The 23,746-nt window shown below is 64.0% G+C and carries 21 protein-coding genes; 15 read left to right on the forward strand and 6 right to left on the reverse strand.

The annotated features are described in order from the left end of the window. Nucleotides 1-66: 66 nt before the first annotated feature. From DNK49_RS17455 to recD, 6 genes are all read left to right on the forward strand, one after another. A complete protein-coding gene (locus DNK49_RS17455; RefSeq protein WP_110527435.1) occupies nt 67-1,407 on the forward strand; it encodes a sensor histidine kinase in 1,341 nt (446 codons plus the stop codon). Continuing rightward, nucleotides 1,404-2,747 carry a response regulator c-di-GMP phosphodiesterase, NosR family gene (nosR, locus tag DNK49_RS17460; protein WP_243632423.1) on the forward strand — a complete coding sequence of 448 codons (1,344 nt, stop codon included), beginning with the start codon at nt 1,404-1,406 and terminating at the stop codon, nt 2,745-2,747. Before DNK49_RS17455 ends, nosR begins: the two co-directional genes overlap by 4 nt. Continuing rightward, nucleotides 2,744-4,162 carry a hemerythrin domain-containing protein gene (locus tag DNK49_RS17465; protein WP_110527437.1) on the forward strand — a complete coding sequence of 473 codons (1,419 nt, stop codon included), beginning with the start codon at nt 2,744-2,746 and terminating at the stop codon, nt 4,160-4,162. Before nosR ends, DNK49_RS17465 begins: the two co-directional genes overlap by 4 nt. Nucleotides 4,163-4,292: 130 nt before the next feature. Next, nucleotides 4,293-5,144 carry an archaetidylserine decarboxylase gene (asd, locus tag DNK49_RS17470; RefSeq protein ID WP_110527440.1) on the forward strand — a complete coding sequence of 284 codons (852 nt, stop codon included), beginning with the start codon at nt 4,293-4,295 and terminating at the stop codon, nt 5,142-5,144. Next, nucleotides 5,137-8,931 (forward strand): exodeoxyribonuclease V subunit beta, encoded by a 3,795-nt coding sequence (gene recB / locus DNK49_RS17475; RefSeq protein ID WP_243632424.1) that lies wholly within the window; start codon nt 5,137-5,139, stop codon nt 8,929-8,931. Before asd ends, recB begins: the two co-directional genes overlap by 8 nt. Further along, entirely contained in the window at nt 8,928-10,793 is a 1,866-nt protein-coding gene (recD, locus tag DNK49_RS17480; RefSeq protein ID WP_243632425.1) for an exodeoxyribonuclease V subunit alpha, read from the forward strand. The genes recB and recD overlap by 4 nt, the downstream gene beginning before the upstream one ends. On the opposite strand, the gene DNK49_RS17485 is transcribed toward recD, so the two are convergent. From DNK49_RS17485 to DNK49_RS17500, 5 genes are all read right to left on the reverse strand, one after another. Beyond that, nucleotides 10,756-11,697 carry a metal ABC transporter substrate-binding protein gene (locus DNK49_RS17485; protein WP_110527446.1) on the reverse strand — a complete coding sequence of 314 codons (942 nt, stop codon included), beginning with the start codon at nt 11,695-11,697 and terminating at the stop codon, nt 10,756-10,758. The two genes, recD and DNK49_RS17485, sit on opposite strands and share 38 nt — an antisense overlap. Before the next feature lie 15 nt (nt 11,698-11,712). Then, a complete protein-coding gene (locus DNK49_RS17490; protein WP_345790820.1) occupies nt 11,713-12,585 on the reverse strand; it encodes a metal ABC transporter permease in 873 nt (290 codons plus the stop codon). Next, the gene (locus tag DNK49_RS17495; protein ID WP_110527449.1) at nt 12,582-13,340 is read right to left on the reverse strand and encodes a metal ABC transporter ATP-binding protein; all 759 of its coding nucleotides are present in this window, start codon (nt 13,338-13,340) and stop codon (nt 12,582-12,584) included. The genes DNK49_RS17490 and DNK49_RS17495 overlap by 4 nt, the downstream gene beginning before the upstream one ends. Before the next feature lie 14 nt (nt 13,341-13,354). Then, nucleotides 13,355-13,501: a hypothetical protein gene (locus tag DNK49_RS24155; RefSeq protein ID WP_165843368.1), complete on the reverse strand. Its 147-nt coding sequence runs from the start codon at nt 13,499-13,501 to the stop codon at nt 13,355-13,357. Nucleotides 13,502-13,589: 88 nt separating this feature from the next. Beyond that, entirely contained in the window at nt 13,590-14,027 is a 438-nt protein-coding gene (locus DNK49_RS17500) for a Fur family transcriptional regulator (RefSeq protein WP_110527452.1), read from the reverse strand. A 138-nt stretch (nt 14,028-14,165) separates the two neighbouring features. Here DNK49_RS17500 and DNK49_RS17505 point away from each other — a divergent pair, with 138 nt between their 5' ends. From DNK49_RS17505 to DNK49_RS17520, 4 genes are read left to right on the forward strand one after another with little or no spacing between them, the layout of a single operon-like run. Continuing rightward, the gene (locus DNK49_RS17505) at nt 14,166-14,684 is read left to right on the forward strand and encodes a ZrgA family zinc uptake protein (RefSeq protein ID WP_165843369.1); all 519 of its coding nucleotides are present in this window, start codon (nt 14,166-14,168) and stop codon (nt 14,682-14,684) included. Between the two features lie 50 nt (nt 14,685-14,734). Beyond that, nucleotides 14,735-15,391: an ABC transporter ATP-binding protein gene (locus tag DNK49_RS17510; RefSeq protein ID WP_110527455.1), complete on the forward strand. Its 657-nt coding sequence runs from the start codon at nt 14,735-14,737 to the stop codon at nt 15,389-15,391. Continuing rightward, entirely contained in the window at nt 15,388-16,656 is a 1,269-nt protein-coding gene (locus DNK49_RS17515) for an ABC transporter permease (RefSeq protein WP_110527458.1), read from the forward strand. Before DNK49_RS17510 ends, DNK49_RS17515 begins: the two co-directional genes overlap by 4 nt. Nucleotides 16,657-16,658: 2 nt before the next feature. Then, nucleotides 16,659-17,267: a DUF3299 domain-containing protein gene (locus DNK49_RS17520; RefSeq protein ID WP_110527461.1), complete on the forward strand. Its 609-nt coding sequence runs from the start codon at nt 16,659-16,661 to the stop codon at nt 17,265-17,267. A gap of 42 nt (nt 17,268-17,309) precedes the next feature. Here the strand turns inward: DNK49_RS17520 and DNK49_RS17525 are convergent, their stop codons facing one another. Beyond that, on the reverse strand, nt 17,310-17,678 hold the full coding sequence (locus tag DNK49_RS17525) for a PilZ domain-containing protein (RefSeq protein ID WP_110527464.1): 369 nt from the start codon (nt 17,676-17,678) through the stop codon (nt 17,310-17,312). A 232-nt stretch (nt 17,679-17,910) separates the two neighbouring features. On the opposite strand from DNK49_RS17525, the gene DNK49_RS17530 reads away from it, so the two are divergent. From DNK49_RS17530 to DNK49_RS25170, 5 genes are all read left to right on the forward strand, one after another. Then, a complete protein-coding gene (locus DNK49_RS17530; RefSeq protein WP_110527466.1) occupies nt 17,911-20,079 on the forward strand; it encodes a type I secretion system permease/ATPase in 2,169 nt (722 codons plus the stop codon). Next, nucleotides 20,076-21,512, forward strand: coding sequence for an HlyD family type I secretion periplasmic adaptor subunit (locus DNK49_RS17535; RefSeq protein ID WP_424445275.1), 1,437 nt, complete (start codon nt 20,076-20,078; stop codon nt 21,510-21,512). The genes DNK49_RS17530 and DNK49_RS17535 overlap by 4 nt, the downstream gene beginning before the upstream one ends. A 104-nt stretch (nt 21,513-21,616) precedes the next feature. Continuing rightward, nucleotides 21,617-22,126, forward strand: a complete 510-nt coding sequence (locus DNK49_RS17540) for a response regulator transcription factor (protein WP_243632426.1) — start codon at nt 21,617-21,619, stop codon at nt 22,124-22,126. A 3-nt stretch (nt 22,127-22,129) separates the two neighbouring features. Beyond that, entirely contained in the window at nt 22,130-22,468 is a 339-nt protein-coding gene (locus DNK49_RS17545) for a hypothetical protein (RefSeq protein WP_110527472.1), read from the forward strand. 289 nt (nt 22,469-22,757) lie between these two features. Then, the coding region (locus DNK49_RS25170; RefSeq protein ID WP_120719292.1) for a retention module-containing protein at nt 22,758-23,746 on the forward strand (989 nt) is incomplete at its 3' end.

The following is a 23,746-nucleotide window of genomic DNA, read 5'->3' on the forward strand; positions in this document are numbered from 1 at the left end:
CTGAACTGGATTTTAGCCGCGCCTGCCGATATTCTCACTTAACTGAAATCAAGCAGGATCGCCGGCATGCCCGCAGATGTGCCTGAACTGCCTTCTCCCGCCAATCAGGCGGCGTGCTGGCCGCAGTTGCCGCCTGGCAAGGTGAGCCGGTGCTGGCATGCGGCACTGGAGTATGCCGGCGATGGAGCCTGGGACTGGAACATTGTCAGTGGTGCGATGTTTTTCGGTCCGCGCTTCAAGGCCATGCTGGGTTACGACGCCACCTTTGCTGCGACCTTCGACGCGTTCCTGCGCCATGTTCATCCGGATGACCTGCGGCGCCTGCACGAGCGCATCGAGCACCATTTTACGCATGAAGATGAGGCATTTGCGTGCGATCTGCGCATCCGTCATCAGGATGGAGAATACCGCTGGATGCAGACCCGTGGTCAGCTGGTCGAACGCGACTCGCAGGGTGGGCCCAGCCGCATGGTTGGCACCCAGCGCGACATTAGCGCGATGCGCCACGCTGAAGCCACCCTGCAACAACAACTGGCCGAGACCGTCCGGCTCAATCAGCAGCTCGAAGGTGCACAGGTCCAGCTTGTACAGTCGGAAAAGCTCGCCGCAATTGGTCAGCTCGCAGCAGGTGTTGCGCACGAGATGAACACGCCGCTGGGTTTCGTCAGCTCCAATTTCGGTTCATTGGAGCGCTATGCCCGACAACTGCTCAATGCCGTCGAGGCCTACCGATCGGCAGCGATCGAGCACGCTGATCGTGATGCGTTTGCCGACGCCGACGCCTGTTATCGCGCGGCGGATATCGATTTTCTGAAGGCAGATCTGCCGGCACTGCTTTCCGAAACCCGCGAGGGGCTGGAGCGGGTGCAGCGCATCGTCCGTGACCTGAAGGACTTTGCACGCATCGGTGAGCAGGAGTGGCAGTTTGCCGATCTTCACCATGGGCTCGACTCCACCCTCAACATCCTGCGCTACGAGATCAAGCACAAGGCCGAGGTCGTGCGTGAGTATGGCGATCTTCCCGTCGTCTGGTGCGTGCCGTCGATGCTCAACCAGGTCTTCCTCAATCTGCTGGTCAATGCGGTTCATGCCATTCCGGCCAAAGGTGTCATTACCGTGCGCACCCGGGTGGAGTCCGATCACGTTTGCATCGACATTGCCGATACGGGTTGTGGCATTGCCGCCGAGCATCTCGATCACATCTTCGAGCCCTTCTTCACCACCAAGGCTGCAGGAAAAGGGACTGGCTTGGGTTTGTCGCTGGCGCAGGACATCGTTGCCCGCCACCATGGACGGATCCGTGTGAGCAGTGTGGAGGGGCAGGGGACGACCTTTACCGTCGAACTGCCGCTGACGACCTTGAACCAGGCCGCGATGCAGGCGGGCAATCCTGTGATGCCATCATGAACATGCCAGACGCTTCTGCTGCCAGTGGCAGCCCTTCCCCCTCGGCGACCCTGTTGCTGGTCGATGATGAGGCCAATATCCTGTCCAGCCTGCGCCGGCTGTTCCGCCCCCTGGGCTACCGCCTGCTGACTGCCGAAAGTGGTGAAGAGGCGCTGGAGTTGCTGGCTGCCGAGCCTGTCGACCTGATCGTATCCGACATGCGGATGCCGGGCATGAACGGCGCCCAGCTGCTTGCTGCAGCCGCCGAGCGTTGGCCTGATACGGTGCGTATCCTGCTGACCGGCTATGCGGACATGAGCTCGACGATCGAGGCGATCAACCTGGGCCGCATTCATCGCTATGTCTCCAAGCCCTGGGATGACAACGAGCTCAAGCTGATTGTCCGCGATGCGCTCGACCATCGCCGTCTCAAGCTCGAGAACCAGCGCATGGCACAGACCATCTCTGCGCAGAATGAGCAGTTGCGCCAGTTCAACAGTGAGCTTGAAGCCACGGTCGAGCGTCGCACGCGCGAATTGAAGACGGCGCTTGCTGCTGCGGACAAGGCCCACCAGGAGCTGCGCCAGGCCTATACCGGCACGGTCCGGGTGTTCTGCGAACTGATTGAGGGGCGCAGCGATCTGCTCAAAGGGCATGGACGCCGGGTGGCCGATCTCAGCCGCAGCCTTGCGCGCCAGCTTGGTATCAGCGAAGCCGAGCAGCAGACCCTGATCCTGGCCTCGATGTTGCACGATATGGGCAAGCTCGGGTTGCCGGACGAGCTGCTGGTGAAGCCATTCAGCACCTTGCGGGCAGAGGAGCGTGGCGCGGTGATGCTGCATCCGTCGCGTGCCGAGTCCTTGCTGATGGGCATCACCCCGCTGCGCGAAGCCGCACGCATTGTGCGCAGCCATCATGAACACTTTGACGGCACCGGTTACCCGGATGGCCTGGCCGGCCTGGCCATCCACCGGCTGGCGCGCATCCTTGCGGTTGCCAATGCTTACGATGCCTTGCAGTTGGGTACGCTGGTCGGGCGTACGCTCAGCCCCAAGGACGCGCTGGAGTTCATCGTCTCCAACCGCGGGAAGCGGTACGACCCCGAGGTTGTGGATGCGCTGGTCGCTGTGGGGGTGGCCAGCCCTCCCGAGCCGGCACGTCCGGTGCGGCGACTGAGGCCCGCTCAACTGAGCAAAGGGATGGTGCTGGCCGAGGATCTGGTCCATGCAGACGGCTATCTCCTGTTGGGCAGAGGCTTTGTCGTCGATGATTCCATCGTCGACCAGCTGTTGCGCCTTGAGCAAAGTGAGGGGCGTGCCGTGATCGTCGTTGTCAGGCAACAGGCGGCTGACGGGGTATGAACCTCAAGCCGGCGAACGTCGATGCTTTTGCCTGGGCCAGTTACTTTGAAACCGGCTTCGATGAGGTCGATGCCCAGCATGGCAAACTGGTCGGGCTGGTGAATGCACTGGGCGAGCGGCTGACCCGTGGTCAGTCGCTTCATCCGGCTGAACTGGAGCATGTGCTCGGTGGCTTGCGCAAGTACGCCACGCTGCATTTTGCGACCGAAGAGCAGATGATGGTGCGGCTTGGTATCGATCGCCGCCATCTGGAAGCCCATTGCCGCGCCCATGCCGAATTTGTCGAGCAGATCGACCTGCTTGCAGAGGCTGCGCACAGGCCAGACAGCAGTGGATTGGCTGAATTGCTGCGCTACATTTCGAGCTGGCTGGCGTTCCACATCCTCGGGATCGACATGTCGATGGCACGTCAGCTGCGCGTGATTGAACGCGGTGCAAGTGCGGCTGAGGCTTTCGAACGGGAAGTGCGCGAGGTGGACCCCGCCAACGCAGCCCTGGTCAACGCCGTACACACGCTCTATGCCACGGTGGCCGAGCGCAACGCGGAACTGATCAGGGCGAAGGACGAGCTGGAGCGCAGAGTGGCCGAGCGCACGGCGGATCTGCGAAAGGCGCTCGATCAGCTTCAGGCCGCCAAGGAAGAGCGGGTACATGCCGAGAAAATGGTCGCGCTCGCGCAATTTGCTGCGGGTACTGCGCACGAACTCAATACACCGCTCGGCTATATCGGGGCCAACCTGAATGCGCTTGAAGATTATTGCTCGCGTCTGATCAAACTGAGTGACACCGCCGGATCATTGCTGGCAGAGGGTCCGCATGACGATGCGTGGCAGTCGGCCTGTCGTCAGGCGGACTGCAACTTCATCCGCGAGGATGTACCGGCACTCCTGACAGAGTCCCGCGTCGGGCTCGTGCGAATCCAGCGCATCGTCGGCGCCTTGCGCCGCACCGCGGCGGCAGGGGCCGAGCCGTCGACACGATGTGATCTGGGTGCGCTCACCAATCAGTGCATTGCCCGTTTGTGCCCGACCTTGCCGGGCAATGTCGTCATCGAACAGCTGGCTGAGGGCGGAGCACCCGTCCTGGCGGCACCGGAAGTGCTGGCCGAAGCCATTTCCGAGGTGCTCGACAACGCGATCAAGGCCGTGGCCGGACGCGGTGGCGCAGTGCGTTGCCGGATGGGGCATGAGCATGATCAGGTCTGGCTGGAGATCGCCGACAACGGCCCGGGTGTCGATCCGGCCATCGCCCCACGCATCTTCGAACCCTTCTTTACCACCCGGCCGGTCGGCAGCGGCACCGGCCTGGGGCTCTATCTGGCGTATCAGACCGCATTGCGCCATGGTGGGCAGCTCAAACTGTGCGATACGCCATCTGGGGCGGTGTTCCGTTTCAGCTTGCCTGAAGCGGCCTGATCCTGGCGATCCGGCCTGCTCTCAGGGGTGGCTTCGGCCTGGCGGTGGAGGTTTCGATGGGCTCGTCGCGGCGCGGTCCGGCAGATGGAATCGGGCATAATCCGGGGCTGATCAAGTCCAGGGTGTTACCGTGTCCGACCGTCTTGCCGTTCTTCCGCAATATCTCATTCCCAAGCAGGCGCTCACCGTGCTGGCCGGCAAGCTTGCCGGGCTGCAGGGGGGGGGGCTGACCACCCGGGTGATCGAGTGGTTTGTCGGCCGTTATGGCGTGGATATGGGCGAAGCCGCCAATCCGGACATCCGCAGTTACGCCAGCTTCAACGAGTTCTTTACCCGTCCGCTGCGCGAGGGCGCGCGCCCGCTGGCGTCGGCTGAGCTGATCTGCCCGGTTGATGGTGCGATCAGCCAGTTCGGGCCGGTCATGGGCGATCAGGTGTTTCAGGCCAAGGGGCATGGCTACTCCACCCGCGCGCTGGTGGGAGGGGACCGTGAGTTGGCAGCGCAGTTCGAGGATGGCAGTTTTGCCACCCTATACCTGAGCCCGCGCGACTATCACCGTATCCACATGCCGTGCCGTGGGCGGCTGATGCGCATGATCTACGTGCCAGGGGCCTTGTTTTCGGTGAACCCGACCACGGCACGTGGCGTGCCCGGTCTGTTCGCACGCAATGAGCGCGTGGTGTGCGTGTTCGACAGCGCTTTTGGCCCCTTCGTGCTGGTGCTGGTCGGGGCGACCATCGTTGGCAGCATGGCAACGGTGTGGCATGGTGTGGTCAATCCGCCGCGCTCGTCGACCGTACGTGAATGGCGTTATGACGATCAGGACATCGTGCTCGAGCAGGGGGCCGAGATGGGGCGTTTCCTGCTGGGCTCCACGGTGGTCATGCTGTTCCCGAAACCCCGTCTGGACTTCAATCCTGCCTGGGCGGCCGGCGGTGCGATCCGTATGGGCGAGGCGATGGCCGCCCTGGGTCGTGCCTGAACCACTGCGGGCGACGATGACGGTGGTCACGCCAGATCTGGACGTCTTCAGCTGCCCGCTCGATGGCGTGCAGCTGATCGAGGCTTCGGCGGGTACCGGCAAGACCTGGAACATCTGCGGACTGTACCTGCGTCAGTTGCTGGAGCGTGACCTGCAGCTTGGCGCGATCCTGGTGGTGACCTTCACCCGTGCGGCTACGGCCGAGCTATCCACCCGCATCCGCGATCGCATTGTCGAGACCTTGCGCGTGCTCGACGGCGGTGAGGCGGGTGGCGACCCCTTTGTTCCACGCTTGATTGCCACCGTTGCTGCGGCCGGAGTGACCCCCGGACAGATGGGGGAGCGGCTGCGTCACGCGTTGCAGACTTTCGACGAAGCGGCGATCTTCACCATTCACGGTTTCTGCCAGCGTGCACTTGCCGATACGCCATTTGCCTCGGGTCTGCCGTATGCGCTGGAGCTGAGCGAGGACGACACCGCGTTGCGGCTGGAAGTGGCGCAGGATTTCTGGCGGCGGGAGGTGGCCGCTGCGGCGCTGCCGCCCGCGCTGGCAAGCGAACTGGTGGCGCGCGGCGATAGCCCGGAAGGCTGGGCCGGATATCTGAAGATCGCCATGGCCCGGCCCCTTGCTGAAGCACTGTGGGACCCCAGCGTGTCCACCACCGAGCTGGAGGCCGCAGACGCGTCCTTGCGGCGAGCCTATCGGGATGCGCGCGAGGCATGGGCCGGTGGCGAGGCCGTGATGCGCAGTCTGGGCGAGGCGCTCGACGGCTTGCACAAGGGCAGCTACAAGGCTGAAACCATCGAATTGGCGTTCCGGCAGTGGGAGGCGTGGTTTCAGGCTGCCGATGCGTTTGTGTCCTTGCCCGCGGAGAAGGAAAGCAAGCTGGTGCTCTTGAGTGCCGCCAAGCTGGCGGAGAAGACCACCAAGGAAGGCAGCAAGCGCGGTATCGCACCACCGAGCCATGTTTTTTTCGAGCGTGCCGATGTGCTGCTTGAGGCCCGCCAGCGTGCAGACGAAGGCGTGGCACTGGCGCGCATGCAGTTGCTGAGACGTTTTCTCGAGCAGGGTGTGGTCGAACTGCGCAGGCGCAAGCGTGAGCGCCGGAGCATTGCCTTCGACGATATCCTGTGGAATGCCTACGAGGCCTTGACCAGTGGGCAACAGCCATGGCTGGGCGGGGCGCTGCACGAGCGTTATCCGGTTGCGCTGATCGACGAGTTTCAGGACACCGATCCGCTGCAGTTCGCCATCTTCGATCATCTGTATCGGAAGGAAGGCCGGCATGGCAGCCTGTTCCTGGTGGGTGACCCCAAGCAGGCGATCTACAGCTTTCGCAGCGCGGACCTATTTACCTACCTGGAAGCACGTGCCGGAACCGACGCCTGCTACAGTCTGGGACGCAACCAGCGCTCCACCCCGGCACTGATCGAGGCCTGCAATCGCCTGTTTGCCAGCAATCCGCGGGTCTTCATGCTCGAGGGACTGGATTATCAATGGGTCGGGCGTGGCGACCGGGCGCGGCCGCCCCTGACCGATGACACGTCTTCCGGCGCCAGTCCGGCAGCGCTGCGCTTGTGGCGCATTCCCCGCGATGAAGCACAAGAGGGTGAAGAGGGGGGCGACCGCCTGCCGCGCGCGCAGGCCTTGCAACGTGCCGCGGCGGCCACTGCGGCAGAGATCGCGCGTCTGCTCGCGGCGGGGCGTGCCGGACAGATCCGTATCGGCACCCGCCCGCTGGTGCCGGCAGATGTCGCTGTGCTGGTGCGCAGCCATGGTCAGGGCGCACGCATGCGCCAGGCGCTGGCGCGGATGGGTGTAGGCAGCGTCGAGCTGTCGCAGGTCAGCGTGTTTGCCACCGAGGACGCCGAAGAACTTGAGCGTGTGCTGCTGGCCATCAGCGAGCCGGCGCGTGAGCGTCGGGTCAAGGCCGCACTGGCGACGACCTTGATGGGGCGCGATGCGACCGCACTCGCCAGACTGGCCGGCGACGAAGCCGCCTTGCTGACAGTGCTGGATCGTTTTGCTGGCTGGCGCGAGGCCTGGCTGCGTCATGGCTTCGGCGTGATGCTGAGGCGATGGATGCGTGATGAAGCCGTTGCGGCCCGGTTGTTGCTGCGCGATGACGGCGAACGTCGGCTGACCAACCTGATGCACCTTGCCGAACTGCTGCAGCAGGACGTCGGTACCGCATCGCCCGAAGCGCTGCTGCGTGCACTGGCCAGCGCACGGGCCGAGGGGCGTAGTGGCGAGGCCAGTCAACTGCGCCTCGAATCCGATCGCAATCTGGTACAGATCGTGACCGTGCATCGCGCCAAGGGGCTGGAATACGGTGTGGTGTTCTGCCCCTTCCTCTTCGATGGCCGGCCGGTGCCAGCCAGCAGTGGCCCCATGCGGGCATGGCACCGGCAGGACGGAAAGCTGGTGCTCGACTATCGCCTGGCCTCGGCAAAGGACAAGGACATCAGCGCGCGCCTGCAGCAGGAGCGGGATGCGGAGGATCTGCGCCTGATTTACGTTGCGCTGACGCGGGCGATCTATCGTTGTCATCTGGTGGTTGGCAGCTATGCCATGATGAGCTTTGGTCATCCCAGCTACAGCGAGTCCACACGCAGTCTGCTCAACTGGATGGTGGCCGGCGCAGGCATTGCGCCCGATGCCTGGCGGGAGCAGAAGCGCTCGCCCGCCGAAGTGGACGCCTGCTGGCGCGAGTTGGTCAAGCACAGCGTGATGGACGGACAGGCGGTGACCTTGCTGGAGGACTTGCCCGATGGCAGTGGCGCGCCGCTGGTGTCGGATGAGGGGCAGGGTAGCGTGCCGCGCGCGCTCAAGCCTCCGCAACTGCCTTCGGGCTGGCGCATGGGCAGCTTCAGTGCCCTGGTGTCCGGGGCGGAGCATGAGGGGGCGGCGGTGGACCATGATGCCCGCGCCCTGACGCCCGAGGCGCTCGTTGCGGATGAAATGGATGTCACCGATGGTGCAGATGCCGTGGGCGTCGAGGTGGCGCCGCCTGCTGATGACGATATCCTGAAGTTTCCGCGTGGTCCGGTCGCCGGTGATTGCCTGCACGCGGTGTTCGAACGGATCGACTTTACCGACGCTGCAAGCTGGGATGCGGCGATTGAGCACGCACTGCAGCGCCACCTGCAAACCGGATTGTCTGCTGCAGAACGCCAGCGCCTGCCGGCTATGCTCAGGCGCATGTTGCGTGAGGTGCTGAGCACGCCCTTACGGGAGAGCGACACGGGTGAGTGCATCCGGCTCAATGGAATCGCCCCGCCGCAGCGTATGGTTGAGCTGGGCTTTCACCTGCCGGTGCCGCACCTGGATGCGTCCCGCCTCAACGCCTGGCTGGCATCGCGCGGCTACCCGGTGCCCAGACTGGGTTTCGGTGATCTGGCGGGCTACCTGAAGGGCTATATCGATCTGGTGTTCGAGCACGGGGGGCGCTATTGGGTACTGGACTGGAAGTCCAATCATCTGGGCGAGCAGCCGGCCGATTATGGCCCGGCTGCACTCGAGGCTGCCATGCAGGCACATGGTTATCATCTGCAGCACCTGCTCTACAGCGTCGCGTTGCACCGCCATCTCGGACGCAGCCTGCCCGGTTACGACTATGAGCGCCATTTTGGTGGTGTGCTCTATCTCTTCGTTCGGGGAGTCAGGCCGGACTGGCAGCTGGCCGATGGACAGCAGGCCGGTGTCTTTCATCACCGCATGGCGGCGCAGACGCTGGCTGAGCTGGACGCCATGCTGTCTGCGCCCGTCCTGGAGGTGCAAGGATGAAGCGCATGCACGCCGAGCGTCGGTCTGCGCCCGAAGTGGATCTGGCCGATGGCTTTGCGCAACATCTGCAGGCCTGGGCCGGGCAGCTTGGCGCCCCGCCGGCAGCCTGTAGTCTGCTGGCGCCGGTCTCACGCGCACTGGCTTGCGCGGCCGCGGAGGGTCATGTGTGCTTGTTGGTGGATGAGCTGGCCAGCGAGGCAGGGATCGATTGCAGTCCGGCCGAGTTGCAGGACCTGCTGCTTGCGTCCGGGGTCGCCACCCGGGCGGCGCCCAGGCCCCCTGAGCTGTCTGCCCATCCATTGGTACTCGATGAGGGTGGCCGGCTCTATCTGCGACGTTACTTTGATCTGGAACACGGGCTGGCGGCGTCCCTGCAGCGCCTGACCGGACCGCTTCCCGGCGGTTTGGCCGAGACGACGCGCGCAGCGCTTGACGCCTTGTTTCCGGCGCGCGAACAGCCGGGGCCGGATTGGCAGAAGCTGGCCGTCGCACTGGCCTTGCGCAGCCGCCTGACAGTCATCAGTGGGGGGCCCGGCACGGGCAAGACGACGACCGTCGCTGCACTGCTCGCCTGTCTGTTGAGTCTGCAACCCGAGCTGCGCATCGGTCTTGCCGCGCCGACCGGCAAGGCTGCCGCACGCATGCTGGAGGCGTTGCGGGCGCGTGCTGCAGGGTTGGCACCCGCCTTGCGCAAGCGCCTGCCAGTGGAAGCCTTCACCCTGCACCGCATGCTGGGCGTTACCCCGGCGGCGGGGCGTTTTCGCCACCATGCCGGCAATCCGCTGGCGCTTGATCTGCTGGTGGTGGATGAGGCGTCGATGCTGGATCTGGCCTTGGCCGCGCGTTTGCTCGATGCCTTGCCGCCACATGCCCGTCTGGTGCTGTTGGGCGACAAGGATCAACTGGCCGCGGTCGAGGCAGGGGCAGTATTCGCCGAGTTGTCGGCGAGCCGCTGTTTCAGCGCTGACGGCATTGCCTGGTTGGCGGCTGCGAGCGGCACGGAGGTGCAGACCCTGAGTGCTTCGCTTGGTGCAGCTGGACCGGACGCTCCGCTGGCTGATTGCGTGATGTGGCTGACTGAAAGCCATCGTTTCCGCCGTGACTCGGGGATTGGCCGTCTGGCGGCCGACATCAACGCTGGCGCGGGGGCTGCGGCGCTGGCGTGGCTACGAACTGGCGAAGATAAGTCAGTGCACTTGATCGAAGATGAGGCGCTTCGACCCTCAGTCAGCACGCTGACTGTCGCCGAGGCAGGCTACGCGGCCTATTTCGATTTGGTGAAGCAGATGGCTGGCGATGTCGATGCGCGGGTGGCCGCCGCATTTGCTGCCTTTGAGCGTTTTCGCGTTTTGGTGGCGGTGAGGGAGGGCGCCCGTGGCCTGGCCGCGTTGAATGCGCATCTGACGGACTGCCTGCGCAGAGGGCAGGGTTTGCCGGCATTGTCGCGGGCCGGCGATGTCTGGCCGGGGCGACCTGTCATCGTGTTGCGTAACGATCCCCTGCTGGGACTGTTCAATGGCGATGTCGGCCTGTGTCTGCCGGCGGCAAGTGGCGAGCTGATGGTTTATTTTCCGCAGGCCGGTGGCGGCTACCGGGCGATCGCCCCCTTGCGTTTGCCGGCGCACGACACGGCATTTGCCCTGACGGTGCACAAAAGTCAGGGTTCGGAGTTTGCCGAGGTGCTGTTGGTGCTGCCGGCGACGCCTGTGCGTGTGCTCAGCCGCGAGTTGCTATACACCGCGGTGACCCGCGCAGCGCAGCGGGTGACGATAGCCGGGCCGGCAAATGTGTTTGTTGCGGCCTGTGCGCTGCGCACGCGCCGCCTCAGCGGCTTGGCGGCACGGCTGTCAGCGCAGTCATGAGGCTGGCAAGGTTGTGCCGCATCATGGTGAGGTAATCCGGCGCCGGGCCACTTGCGGCCGAGAGTGCATCCGAATACAGCGTGCCGCCCACGCTGGCGCCACTTTCGGCCTGGATACGCTCGATCAGACGCGGGTCGGCCACGTTCTCGATGAACACGGCAGGGACTTTTTCCGCGCGTAGCTGACGGATCAGCCGGGCAACGCCTTGCGCGGTCGGTTCGGCGTTGTTGGAGACGCCGACCGGTGACAGGAACTGCAGGCCATAAGCCTTGGCGAAGTAAGCAAAGGCATCATGCGAACTCACCACCTTGCGCCGTTCGGCGGGCAGGCTGTCGATGGCCAGACGGATCTCGCTGTCCAGGCGCTTCAGCTCACCGATGTAGCGTTCGGCATTGGCACGGTAGTAGGCGCTGCCTGCGGGGTCGGCCTGGATGAGCGCCTCAGCGATATTGCCGACATAGCGTTGTGCATTGCCTGCATCCTGCCAGGCGTGCGGGTCGATGCCCCCGCCGTGTTTGTGATCATGCTTGTGATTGTGGCCATGGTCGTGGTCATCGGCCATCTTGATCGTGCTCACCCCCCGGCTGGCCTTCAGGACGATACCCTTGTAGCCGCCCGAGCGCGCCAGGCGCTCAACCCAGTCGTCGAACCCCAGGCCGTTGGCCACCACCAGCTGTGCTGCGCCAATGCGCTTGCTGTCGGAGGGACGGGGCTGAAACGCATGCGCATCCTGATCGGCGCCTACCAGCACTTCGACCTGAACCCGCTCGCCCCCCACCTGGCGCACGAAGTCTCCCAGGATGCTGAAACTGGCAGTGACCATGAGGGGTTCTGCACGGACCGTGCCCGAGATCAGGCTCAGGGTGGCGAGCGTGGCGAGTAGCAGGCGGGAAGAAAAACGCATGAGAACTCCGGAGTTTCAGGATTCGAGATGGCGCCGTACCGGCAGACGGCCAGCAAGCACCCCACCCGGGGCGGCAAGCAGCGAGGCAAAATAGGCCACACCACACATCAGCACGATGGCCGGGCCTGCCGGTACGTCGATATGGAAGGAGACCAACAGGCCGATCAGTCCACTGCCAAAGGCGATGAGGACGGCGACCAGCAAGGTGGCGGGCAGACTGCGCGCCCACAGCCGGGCCGCGGCCGAGGGCAGGATCATGATGCCTACCGCCATCAGCGTACCCAATGCATGGAAACCGCTGACCAGGTTCAGGACCACCAGCATCAGGAAGCCGTAGTGCGCCACCGGCGACAGCCGGCTGACTGCGCGGAGGAAGGAAGGGTCAAAGCACTCCAGCACCAGTGGGCGGAACAGCAGCGCAAGGCCGAGCACGGTGACGCTGGAGATGGCGGAGATCAGGATCAGCGAGGCGTCGTCAAGCGCCAGCACCGAGCCGAACAGCACATGCAACAGGTCCAGGTTGCGCCCGCGCAGTGAGACGATCATGACCCCGGCGGCGAGCGACAGCAGGTAGAACGCCGCCAGACTGGCGTCTTCCTTGAGGATGGAGGCGCGCGTCACGATGCCGGCGGCGAATACCACCACCAGGCCGGCAATGATGCCGCCGATCGTCATCGCCCCCAGGGACAGGCCGAAGGCCAGATAGCCCAGTGCCGCGCCGGGCAGGATGGCATGGCTCATCGCATCCCCCATCAGGCTCATGCGCCGCAGTAGCAGGAATACGCCGACTGGCGTGGCACCCAAGGCCAGTGCCAGGCAGCCGACGAGTGCGCGACGCATGAAGCCGAAGTCGGCAAAGGGGGCCAGCAGCAGTTCGTACAGGCTCATGCCGCTTCCTCGACATGGCACTCGGGGGCGTTGTCATCAAAGGCTTCGGACAGGTGGCGGGCGCGGGCAAGATGGGCGTCGGTGAGGACTGCCGCAGTCGGGCCAAAAGCAACCAGTTCGCGCGCCAGCAGCAGGCTGGTGGGGAAATGCTGGCGGACCTGGTTGTAGTCATGCACCACGGTGAGGATGGTGCGGCCTTCGCCGTGCCAGTGCAGCATCAGGTGCATCAGGTCATCCACCGTACGGGTGTCGATCGCGGCGAAGGGTTCATCGAGCAGGATCACGGGGGCATCCTGCAGGATCAGGCGGGCAAAACGTGCGCGTTGCAACTGACCGCCGGACAGCGAGCCGATGGGGCGGCGTTCGAAACCGGCCAGGCTGACAGCCTCGAGCGCATGGCCGACACGGTCGCGCTGTGCGCGGCTCAGGCCGCTGAAGGGGCCCAGCTCGTGCCACAGCCCCATGGCCACCATGTCGAACACCGACACCGGAAAGCTGTGATCCATCTCGCTGCGCTGGGGCATGTAGGCAATACCCTTGCGACCGAACTCCGGCAGGTGGATGTGGCCGCCAATCGGGCGCAGCTCGCCGGCCACGCCTTTGAGCAGCGTGGACTTGCCGGCGCCGTTGGGGCCGATCACCGCAACCAGGGCGCCCGCCGGGATGGCTGCACTCAGGTGGTGGATGGCCGGATGGCGTTCGTAACCGAGGGTCAGGTTGTCGAAGCGGAGCAAGGGGGGGAGGTCGGGCTGCATGTCCGGATCGCCTCTCAGTTCAGCGCCCATGCCAGCGCCAGCCACAGCGCGCTGATGGCAGCGGCCGCGATGGCCAGCCGGATACCCAGCCCCGCGCCGAGCGGACTGAGGGGGCTGCGCGGATGGCGCGGTCTGGAGGGCGTATGGTGATGAACGTGCATGGAGTCCGGTGGGCGGCAGTGCGGGTTGTTCAGTGGCTGATCGCGTGTTCTGGGAGGGGGCGCAACAGGCGCAGCGTGAGCGTTCGCATCAGTGCGGGCAGCAGGGCTCGTTGGCGCTGCGCTGCGGGCTGCAGCTTGCACAGGCGCCGTGCAGGATCAGTTCGGCACGATCGACCCGGTAGCCGTCGGGTAGTACGGTGCTGAAACTGGGTTCAAGGTGCTCGAGGCAGATGACCTGACCGCAATGGTCACAGTGAAAGTGCGCATGCCGATGCCCATCTGCCCGGGCCGCCTCGAAGCGCCACGCACGGTCGCCACCCGCGATGCGGCGGGCAATGCCGTGCTCCACCAGCCAGTCGAGTGCCCGGTATAGCGTCACGCGGTCGTGCGGGATGTCGATCTCGGCCAGCATGCTGCCGAGTTCATCGTGCGACAGGGGTTGATCGCTGGCGAGCAGGGTCTCGATCACAGCGATCCGGGTGCGGGTTACCCGGCCGCCATGGCGGGTGATCAGCTCGCGCGCCATTTGGTGGCGGTCACCGGCGGGGCGGGAGCGAGGGGCGGGCGTGGGGCTCACGATGTGCCTGATATTTGCGGTAGTAACTGCAACATTGTAGCATTAAATGGGTGGCGGCGTTGCTGCCTGCTCTGTGACGGAGGTTTGATGAAACGCTTGCTGAACGGATGGTTGCTGATGGCCTGCGCCGGTCTTGCGATGGCACACGGGCCGCATGCTGCCCACGAACATGGAGTCGCCGAGTTGCGGGTGGCGATTGCCGGGGCTGAGGTCGAGATCAGTTTCGAGACGCCGCTCGACAACTTGGTCGGGTTCGAGCACGAGCCCCGTAACGATCGTCAGCGCAAGGCGCTGCAGGAGGCGCTCGAAGCAGTTGGTGCGTTCGAGCGCTTGTTTGGGTTGCCGGCAGCAGCAGGTTGCGCGATGGTCGATGTGGCTGTCGAGGCGCCTTTCGGTTCGCAGGATCATCACGGTCATGCACATGGGCATGCGGGGGTGAGCGCAGTCTATACGCTCAAATGCGCGACGCCGGCTGCACTCGATGTTCTGCAGGTGAAGGTGTTCGATGTCTTCTCGCGGACCCGGCAGATTCGCGCCGAGCGTCTGTCGCCTCGCGGCCAGACTGCTGTCACGCTGCGCTCGAAGCAGGCTGACCTGCCGCTGTGAGGCAAGCTGCAGTCGAGGTCGAGGGCTTGCGGTTCTGCTGGCCCGGAGCCATGGCAGAGACCTTGAACATCGAGCGATTCGAACTCGCTGAGGGTGAGCGGGTGTTTCTGCGTGGGGCGAGCGGTAGTGGCAAGAGCACCTTGCTGTCCCTGATCGGCGGGGTGCTGCAGCCAAGTGCCGGGCGGATCAGCGTCGGGGGGCAAGCACTTGATGTGCTTGGCGCGGCGGCGCGCGATTGCTTTCGCGCCGATCACATCGGCTTCGTGTTCCAGTTGTTCAATCTGCTCCCATGGCTTTCGGCGCGGGACAACATCCTGCTGGCTTGCCGTTTTTCGCCCGCCCGCCGCGCGCGCCTGAGCCAGATGGGCGTGCTTCCACAGGCTGAGGCCGAACGGCTGGCGGCCCGGCTGGGACTGACGCCCGCCTTGCTTGAGCGACCCGCGGCGGCGCTTTCAGTCGGACAGCAGCAGCGTGTGGCGGCGGCGCGGGCCTTGATTGGCGCCCCCGGCCTGATCGTGGCCGATGAGCCGACATCGGCGCTGGATGCTGAATTGCAGGCACGCTTTGTCGACTTGCTGATGGATGAGTGTGCGGCGGCAGGGGCCGCCTTGTTGTTCGTCAGTCACGATGCCCGTCTGGCGGAGCACTTCGACCGGGTGGTCGAACTGGCGGACATCAACCAGGCTACGGTGCGAGAGGTCGCATGAACACGATCGCGTATCTGGGGTGGCGCAGTGTGCTGAACCGGCGTGGTTCGGTGTTGCTGACGGTGTTGTCGATTGCCTTGTCGGTGGCAATGCTGATCGGCGTGGAGCGTTTGCGTAACGACGCCCGTGACGGCTTCGCCCGCACGGTGTCCGGTACTGACCTCATCGTTGGCGCACGCGGCGGGCAGGTGCAGTTGCTGCTGTACTCGGTATTTCACATCGGCAATGCAAGCAACAACCTGTCATGGCAAAGCGTGCAGCACATTGCCGCCTTGCCGCAGGTCGACTGGGTGGTGCCGCTGTCGCTCGGGGACACCCATCTTGGATACCGTGTGGTGGGTACGACGGCCGAGTACTTTGCCCGCTTCCGTCATGGCGATGATCGCGCCCTGGTCTTTGCTGCTGGTCGTGCGTTTGCGCCGGCGCCCGAGGGTATCTTCGAGACGGTGATCGGCGCCGAGCTTGCAGTTCGTCATGGATATCAGGTGGGCGCGAAGATTGTGCTCAGCCATGGCAGCGGCGGGTTTGCCGACCATGGCGACAAACCCTTCACCGTGGTCGGGATCCTGGCGCCCAGCGGAACACCGGTCGATCGTTCGGTGCTGGTCAGTCTCGAAGGCATCGAGGCGATCCATGTCGACTGGCAGGGTGGTGCGCCGATTCCTGGGGTGAGTATCGGCGCCGAGCATGTACGCAAGTTCGATCTGACGCCCAAGACGGTCACTGCGGCGATGGTCGGGCTCAAGAACCGGGTGACGGTGTTCCGCGTGCAGCGCCAGATCAATACCTTCGCCGACGAGCCACTGACTGCAATCCTGCCCGGCGCGACGCTGCAGGAGTTGTGGTCGCTGGTCGGGGTTGCCGAGCGTGCCCTGCTGGCGGTTGCTGCCGTCGTAGTGGTGGTCGGTCTGGCGGGACTGGTGGCGGTGATGATCGCCGGCCTGGGCGAGCGTCGGCGCGAACTGGCGATCCTGCGCGCACTGGGGGCCGGGCCGCGACATGTCCTGGGCTTGCTGATGCTGGAAAGCGTCACCCTGGCGGTGGTCGGGATCCTTTGCGGCTTGTTGCTGGTCCATGGTCTGATCTGGATGAGTGGGGGCTGGCTGACCACGACCTATGGGATTTATCTCGGCATCGGCTGGCCTTCGCTGTCAGAATGGGGTTTGCTCGGCGCGGTGCTCGCCGCCAGTGTGCTGGCGAGCCTGGTGCCAGCCTACCGGGCCTATCGCTATGCGGTGGCCGATGGCATGACGATCAGGATGTGAGCATGAGTGTAATGAAGCGGGTGGGCGCGCTGCTTGCCGCCGTCGTGGTGGGCTTGGGTGGCGCGTCGGCATGGGCGCAAAAAGCGTCATCTGGCGATTATCAGGTGGGTGACCGGCTGCCGGCGAAGTCCGTGCCGGTCAAGGGCGGCTTTCGCGAAATCAGCTGGGATGACTTGATCCCGGCCGACTGGAACCCGGAGAAGTTCTTTGCCGATCTCAAGCTCGACGAACTGCAAGATAGCGACCCCCGGGCCATGGAGGTGATGCAGAAGATCCGCGAGGAATGGGATCGGGCACCCTTGGTCGAACGTTTCAACGGCCAGCGCATCCGCATTCCGGGCTTTGTCGTGCCGCTCGAGACCGACGGCAAGACCATCCGCGAGTTCCTGTTGGTACCCTACTTTGGTGCCTGTGTGCATGTGCCGCCGCCGCCGGCCAATCAGCTGATTCACGTCATTCCCGACAAACCGATCGCGGCGGGCCTGAACATGGCGCCGGTGTGGGTCAATGGCGTGATCAACGTCGCCCGTTTCGATTCCGAGCTGGGTAACGCCGGCTACCAGATCAAGGGCATCAAGGTCGAGGAGTACAAGGATCCGATGCCTAAGTAAGGCTGCAGGCGGAGGGAAGACTGCGCCTTGCGTCGGGTGCCGTCATGGCGTGATCAGGGCAGCAAACTCGCGGTTGAGCAGCTCCGCGTCACCGAGGTTGAGCTCGAGCAGACGGCGTAGATGGGTGACGCTGTCCAGGTCGATCTCGCGGCAACTCAGGCCCAGCTGTCCGTTCTCCTGGTGCGCGATGTCGCCCTCCATGCGGACTTTGGCGTCGCCCTCGTCCAGGGCCAGCTCAAGGAGGCAGCGTTGACCGACAGCCTGCTGCGGCAGCGGCGCGGTCAGCCGGAGCAGTGCGCCTTTCAGCGACAGATCCAGTACTTCGCAGGGGTACTCGTGGTCGTCACACAGCACCCGGGCTGCACCATGAAAATGAATGCGGGAGAAATGCCGCCGTTGGGTGGTTTCCATGCTGTCTTCCTCTAATGGGTAGCGAGTGGGCGGTGCAGGCGCATTCTGTTCTTCGTTGACCGGGTCGGCAAGCCGAAGACCCTGTGCTCAACCTGGGTAGTTTGTCGCAGAGTGTGCTTCAATGCGCATTCGCGGGCATATCGGGCTTTGCCAGTTCGGCGAAGCTGGCCAGAATATCGGGTTGGGAGCTTGTCCAATGGAGCGATGAGTGGCAGAAGCAAGTGAGACTGTGATGAAGGCGGGTCAGGGCTGGCAGACGGACTGGGCCACGTTGCCCGGGACGCAGGCGCAGGACCCCTTGCTCGACTGTCTGTTGCTGATTGCACGTGCCCATGGACAGGTACAGACCCGTGATGGGGTGGTGGCGGGCTTGCCGCTCGAGGCGGGGCGCTTGTCGCCCAGTCTTTTCGAACGCGCGGCCCGTCGTGCCGGCATGCGCAGCAATATTGCCGTAACGGATCTGGCAGAAATCAATACCGCCCTGCTACCGGCGGTGCTGTTGTTGTCGGGTGCGCGTGCCTGCGTCCTGCTTGGGTTCAGCGAGGATGGTGGCAGCGCGCGACTCGTGTTTCCTGAACTGGGCGAAGCAGAGGTCGTGCTGCCGGTGGCAGAGTTGGCCGTACAGTACACCGGCCATGTGATCTACGTCCGCCCCGGGTTCCGCTTCGATGCGCGGGCGCCACAGGTCGGGGCAGTGCGCGGAGAACACTGGTTCTGGGGGGTGATTGCGGAGAATCGCAGCATCTACCGCGATGTGCTGCTTGCGGCGTTGATGGTTAACCTGTTCGCGCTGGCGATGCCTGTGTTCGTCATGAATGTGTATGACCGGGTGGTGCCGAACAATGCCATTGAAACCCTGTGGGTGCTGACTGCAGGCGTGCTTGTCGTGCTGGCTGGCGATCTTGTGTTGCGCACCTTGCGCGGACATTTTGTCGATCTGGCCAGCAGTCGGGCGGATGTTCGGCTGTCCGCCTTCATCATGGAACGTGTGCTCGGCATGCGCATGGAGCAAAGACCCGCGTCGGCTGGATCGCTGGCGGCCAGCCTGCGGGCTTTCGAGTCGGTCCGCGACTTCATCAGCTCGGCTACCGTGACCGCGTTCATCGATCTGCCCTTTGCCGTGTTGTTCATGATCGTGATTGGCTGGATTGCCTGGCCTCTGGTGCTGCCCTTCGTACTCGGGATGGTCATCCTGCTGATTTATGCGATGGCCGTGCAGGGCCGCATGCACGAGCTGGCCGAGGCGACCTACCGTGCCGGTGCGCAGCGCAACGCGACGCTGGTTGAGGGGCTGGTCGGTATGGAAACGCTGAAGTCGATGGGGGCCGAGGCGGTCGTGCAGCGCAAATGGGAGGCCAGCGCCGCCTTGCTGGCCCGCGTTGGCACGCAGCTACGCCTGCTGTCTGCGTCTACGGTCAACGGTTCCAGCTGGGTGCAGCACATGGTCAGCCTGGGGGTGATCCTGATTGGCGTGCATCTGATCGGAGAGGGGGCGCTGTCCATGGGTGGGCTGATCGCCTGCTACATGCTGTCGACGCGGGCGATGGCGCCAATCGGACAGGTGGCTGGCCTGCTGGTGCAATACCATAACGCCTCGACCGCATTGACTTCACTCGATACCCTGATGCAGCGTGAGGTCGAGCGTCCGGAGGGCGCGACCTTCATCAGTCGTCAGGGCTTCAAGGGCGAGATCGAGTTTCGTGACGTTGGTTTCACCTATCCGGGGCAGGAGGTCGAGGCCCTGCGTGGGGTATCGTTCCGCATCCGGCCGGGTGAGCACGTTGCCATCCTGGGACGTATCGGCTCTGGCAAGACAACGCTGGAAAAGCTCATTCTCGGTCTGTATCGGCCGACGTCGGGTGCCGTGCTGATCGACGGCATCGATCTGCGCCAGCTCGATCCGGCCGAACTGCGGCGACACATTGGTTATGTGCCACAGGACGTCACCCTGTTCTACGGCTCCCTGCGGGAGAACATTGCGCTTTCATCGCCCCTGGCCGAAGACAGCGCAGTGCTGAAGGCCGCCGAGGTCGCTGGCATTACCGATTTTGCAAATGCGCATCCGCGCGGCTTCGACATGGTGGTGGGCGAGCGCGGCGAGTCCCTATCGGGTGGTCAGCGTCAGGGTGTCGCGATCGCGCGTGCGGTGATCAATGATCCGCCGATGCTGCTGCTCGACGAACCGACTGCGTCGATGGATCACTCCAGCGAGGAGGAAGTCAAGCGCCGGCTGGCGGGGTTTGCTGCTGGCAAGACCATGATCGTCATCACGCATCGCACTTCCTTGCTCGATCTTGCCGAGCGCATCATTGTCGTCGATGGAGGGCGCATTGTTGCTGACGGGCCCAAGGCCCAGGTGGTCGAAGCCTTGCGTCAAGGCCGCATCGGGAGGGCAGGATGATGGCTCGCGAGCAGTCAGGCAGTACCGCGCAGCGTGCCTTCGATGGTATTGGGGTGGTGTCAACGCGGCTGTCCAGGCCAGCACGCCCCTTGCTGGACCGGGTGTTTGCACGCTTGCTGCCGCCACAACGGGAGTCCGCCCGGCTTGACTGGGCGGGGGACGCCGATTGGGCGCGCCTGCAGCAGGAACCGTTGCGGGCACGCTGGTTGTTGCGTGTCGTTGCAGTGCTACTGCTGATGTTATTGGTCTGGGCAGCTTTTGCGCCGCTTGATGAAGTCACGCGTGGCGAAGGCAAGGTCATTCCGTCTTCTCAACTGCAGATCATTCAGTCGGTTGATGGCGGTGTGGTCGAGGAGATGCCGGTGCGGGAAGGGCAGGTAGTTGATGCTGGCGAGTTGCTCGTGCGCATTGACCCCACCCGGTTCGTTTCATCGATGCTGGAGAACCGCGCCCAGTATCTGTCCCTGCAAGCCAAGGCCGCCCGGCTCGAAGCGTTGACGCAGGGCACGCCACTGAAGATGCCTGAAGAGGTTCTGCGGGATGCACCGGACGTTGCTGCACACGAGCGGCGTCTGTATGAATCTTCGTCGGCTGAAATGGATGCACAGTTATCGATTGCGCGCCAGCAGCTGACGCAGCGCGAACAGGAACTCAATGAGATCCGGGCACGCAGGGAACAAGCTGGGCGAGCGTACGACCTGGTGATGCAGGAACTGACCGTGACGCGTCCGCTGATGGCTTCAGGTGCGGTTTCCGAAGTCGACCTGTTACGCCTTGAGCGGGATGTTGCCCGCCTGCGCGGTGAACGCGATCAGGCTTCGGCACAGATCTCGCGAGTACAGGCTGCCATTACCGAAGCCAGTGGCAAGATCCGTGAGGTCGAGCTCAATGTCCGCAACCAGTTGCGCAATGAGCTCTCGGACACCATGGCCAAGCTGGCCGGGCTCAGCGAAGGGGGCCGCGCATTGGCTGACAAGGTCAAGCATGCCGAAGTGCGTTCGCCGGTGCGCGGTACGATCAAGCGTTTGCTGGTCAACACCGTGGGTGCTGTCGTGCAACCGGGCAAGGAGATTGTCGAGATCGTGCCGCTGGATGACGCGCTCTTGCTCGAGGCGCAGGTCAAGCCCAAGGACATCGCTTTCCTGCGTCCGGGGCAGCCTGCACTGGTGAAGTTCACTGCATACGATTTCTCGATCTATGGCGGGTTGGAAGCGGAGGTCGAGCATATCTCGGCCGATACCGTCACTGACGATAAAGGCAATGCCTTTTATCTGGTACGCGTCCGCACGCATGAGTCCCGGCTTGGCGAGAACCTGCCCATCATCCCTGGCATGGTGGCCGAGGTCGATGTGCTGACCGGCAAGAAGACGGTACTTTCCTACCTGCTCAAGCCCGTGCTGCGGGCCAAGGCCAATGCGATGACCGAGCGATGACACGTAATATTCTGATAGTTGACCGATCAGTCCCGCCATCGGGACGTTGGTGCGAGGCGTTTCCCGATGGACGGGTGGTTGAGGCTGAAAGCCGTCCGACCCTCATGGCTGGTGACATCGTCTGGTTGCCTGCAGGCTACCCCGCCTGGGAGGCGCTGGTGGCAGGGATCAGGGCGCAGCAGCCGGATTGCGGTGTCGTGGTGCTCTCAAGCAGCCCGACGACGGAAGAGGCCCTGACCGCGCTTGAGGCTGGCGCCCGTGGCTATTGCCATTCATTTGCCGTGCCCACGCTTCTTCGGGAGATTGCCCAGGTCGTCGCCATCGGCGGTTTGTGGGTCGGGCCGGAACTCCTGTCGCGCTTTGTTGGCGCGATCCGTCGTCAATTACCAGAATCGTCTGAACCGCTGGAAAGCATTCTGTCTGCGCGTGAGCTTGAGGTGGCGCGTGCGGTGGCTGCTGGCCGATCGAACAAGGAGGTCGCTGCTCAGCTCGGCATTACCGAACGTACCGTCAAGGCTCATCTCGGCTCTGTGTTCGAGAAACTGCAGGTTCGCGATCGGCTGCAACTGACCTTGCGTCTTGCGGGTCGAGTCACATCCGGCGTGGCGGACTAGGTCATGGTGTACGTCAAACGTGATGAACGTGGCCAGATCATTGCGCTCAGTCGCGATGCGACAGAGCAGGATCCGGCGCAGGGTTGGGTCGAGGTGTCGAACGACGCCCCCGACGTCGTTGCGTTCTGCTCCACGGTCAGTGATGAAGTGGACGCTTTGCGGCGGTCGGATCTGGGCTTCGTGCGGGTGCTCGAGGACGTGATCGATCTGCTCATCGAGCGCTCGATCATCCGGTTCACGGATTTGCCCCCTGCTGCACAAAGCAAGTTGATGGAGCGTCGCAGTGCGCGTGCAGAGCGCCACAAACTCAGCTTGCTCGATGATGGGGATGGATTGATCTGACTGACGCTCGCATCAATGATCATAGATGCAGCAATTGGCGTGTCGCACACTTATCGGCTCGGTGACCACTGTCGAAGGCGGATGATCGGGTGCTCTGCTGGTTGCTGGGTTGGCAGCCAGCGATCAACTGCGCTTGCCGGGATGATCATTCAGGTGTGAAATTCCGCACGAACTGTACTTAGGTCCAATTCTGCCGTTTCTGCTAAATCGGTAGGCTTGATGGTAATTCAGCAATTTCCGCCCGTGCGTCAGTGCTCGGGTGTTCTTGAATTCATCAGGACTATTAGAAATGGCACAAATCATCGCAACTGTAGTTGCTGTTACTGGCGACGCCTTCATCCGCGACGCAGCGGGCAAGACCCGTCCGCTTAAGGCGGGTGACGCCTTGCATGAGGGTGAGTCCATCGTAACCTCGGCTGGCGGCCGGGTCGAACTGGCAACCGTCGACGGTGATCTGCTGGCCATCGATGAGTCGCAAACCGTCAAACTCACCGCAGACCTTGCCGAATCCACTCGCCCCACGGCTGCCGAAGCGCAACTTGCCGGGGGCTCGATCGACCAGGTCATCCAGGCCTTGAATCAGGGTCAGAACCTGGACGACATCCTCGAAGCCCCGGCTGCCGGTCTTGCTGGCGGAGCGGGGGGTGAGGGCAGCAATTTTGTCCGCCTGCTCCGCGTAAACGAGGCTGTCGATCCGCTTGCGTTCGAATTCGGCACTGAGTTGCCGACGTTCATCGATGAGTTTGATGGCGCCGGCGCTGAGGACGATTCTGATGCCGACGCCGACGCCGACGCCGACGCCGACGCCGACGCTGATGCAGACGCGGATGCCGACGCTGATGCGGATGCGGATGCCGATGCGGATGCAGACGCTGATGCTGATGCCGATGCGGACGCTGATGCCGATGCGGACGCCGACGCCGATGCCGATGCTGATGCGGACGCCGATGCAGATGCAGATGCAGATGCGGACGCCGATGCTGATGCAGATGCCGACGCTGATGCTGATGCTGATGCTGATGCAGATGCTGATGCCGATGCAGATGCGGACGCCGACGCGGATGCGGACGCCGACGCGGATGCGGACGCTGATGCGGATGCCGATGCCGATGCCGATGCGGATGCGGATGCGGATGCGGATGCGGACGCCGATGCCGACGCGGACGCCGATGCCGACGCGGATGCCGACGCGGATGCCGACGCGGATGCCGACGCGGATGCCGACGCGGATGCCGACGCGGATGCCGACGCGGATGCTGATGCGGACGCCGATGCCGA

This window comes from Parazoarcus communis SWub3 = DSM 12120 (assembly GCF_003226565.1).
Taxonomy (GTDB): domain Bacteria; phylum Pseudomonadota; class Gammaproteobacteria; order Burkholderiales; family Rhodocyclaceae; genus Parazoarcus; species Parazoarcus communis.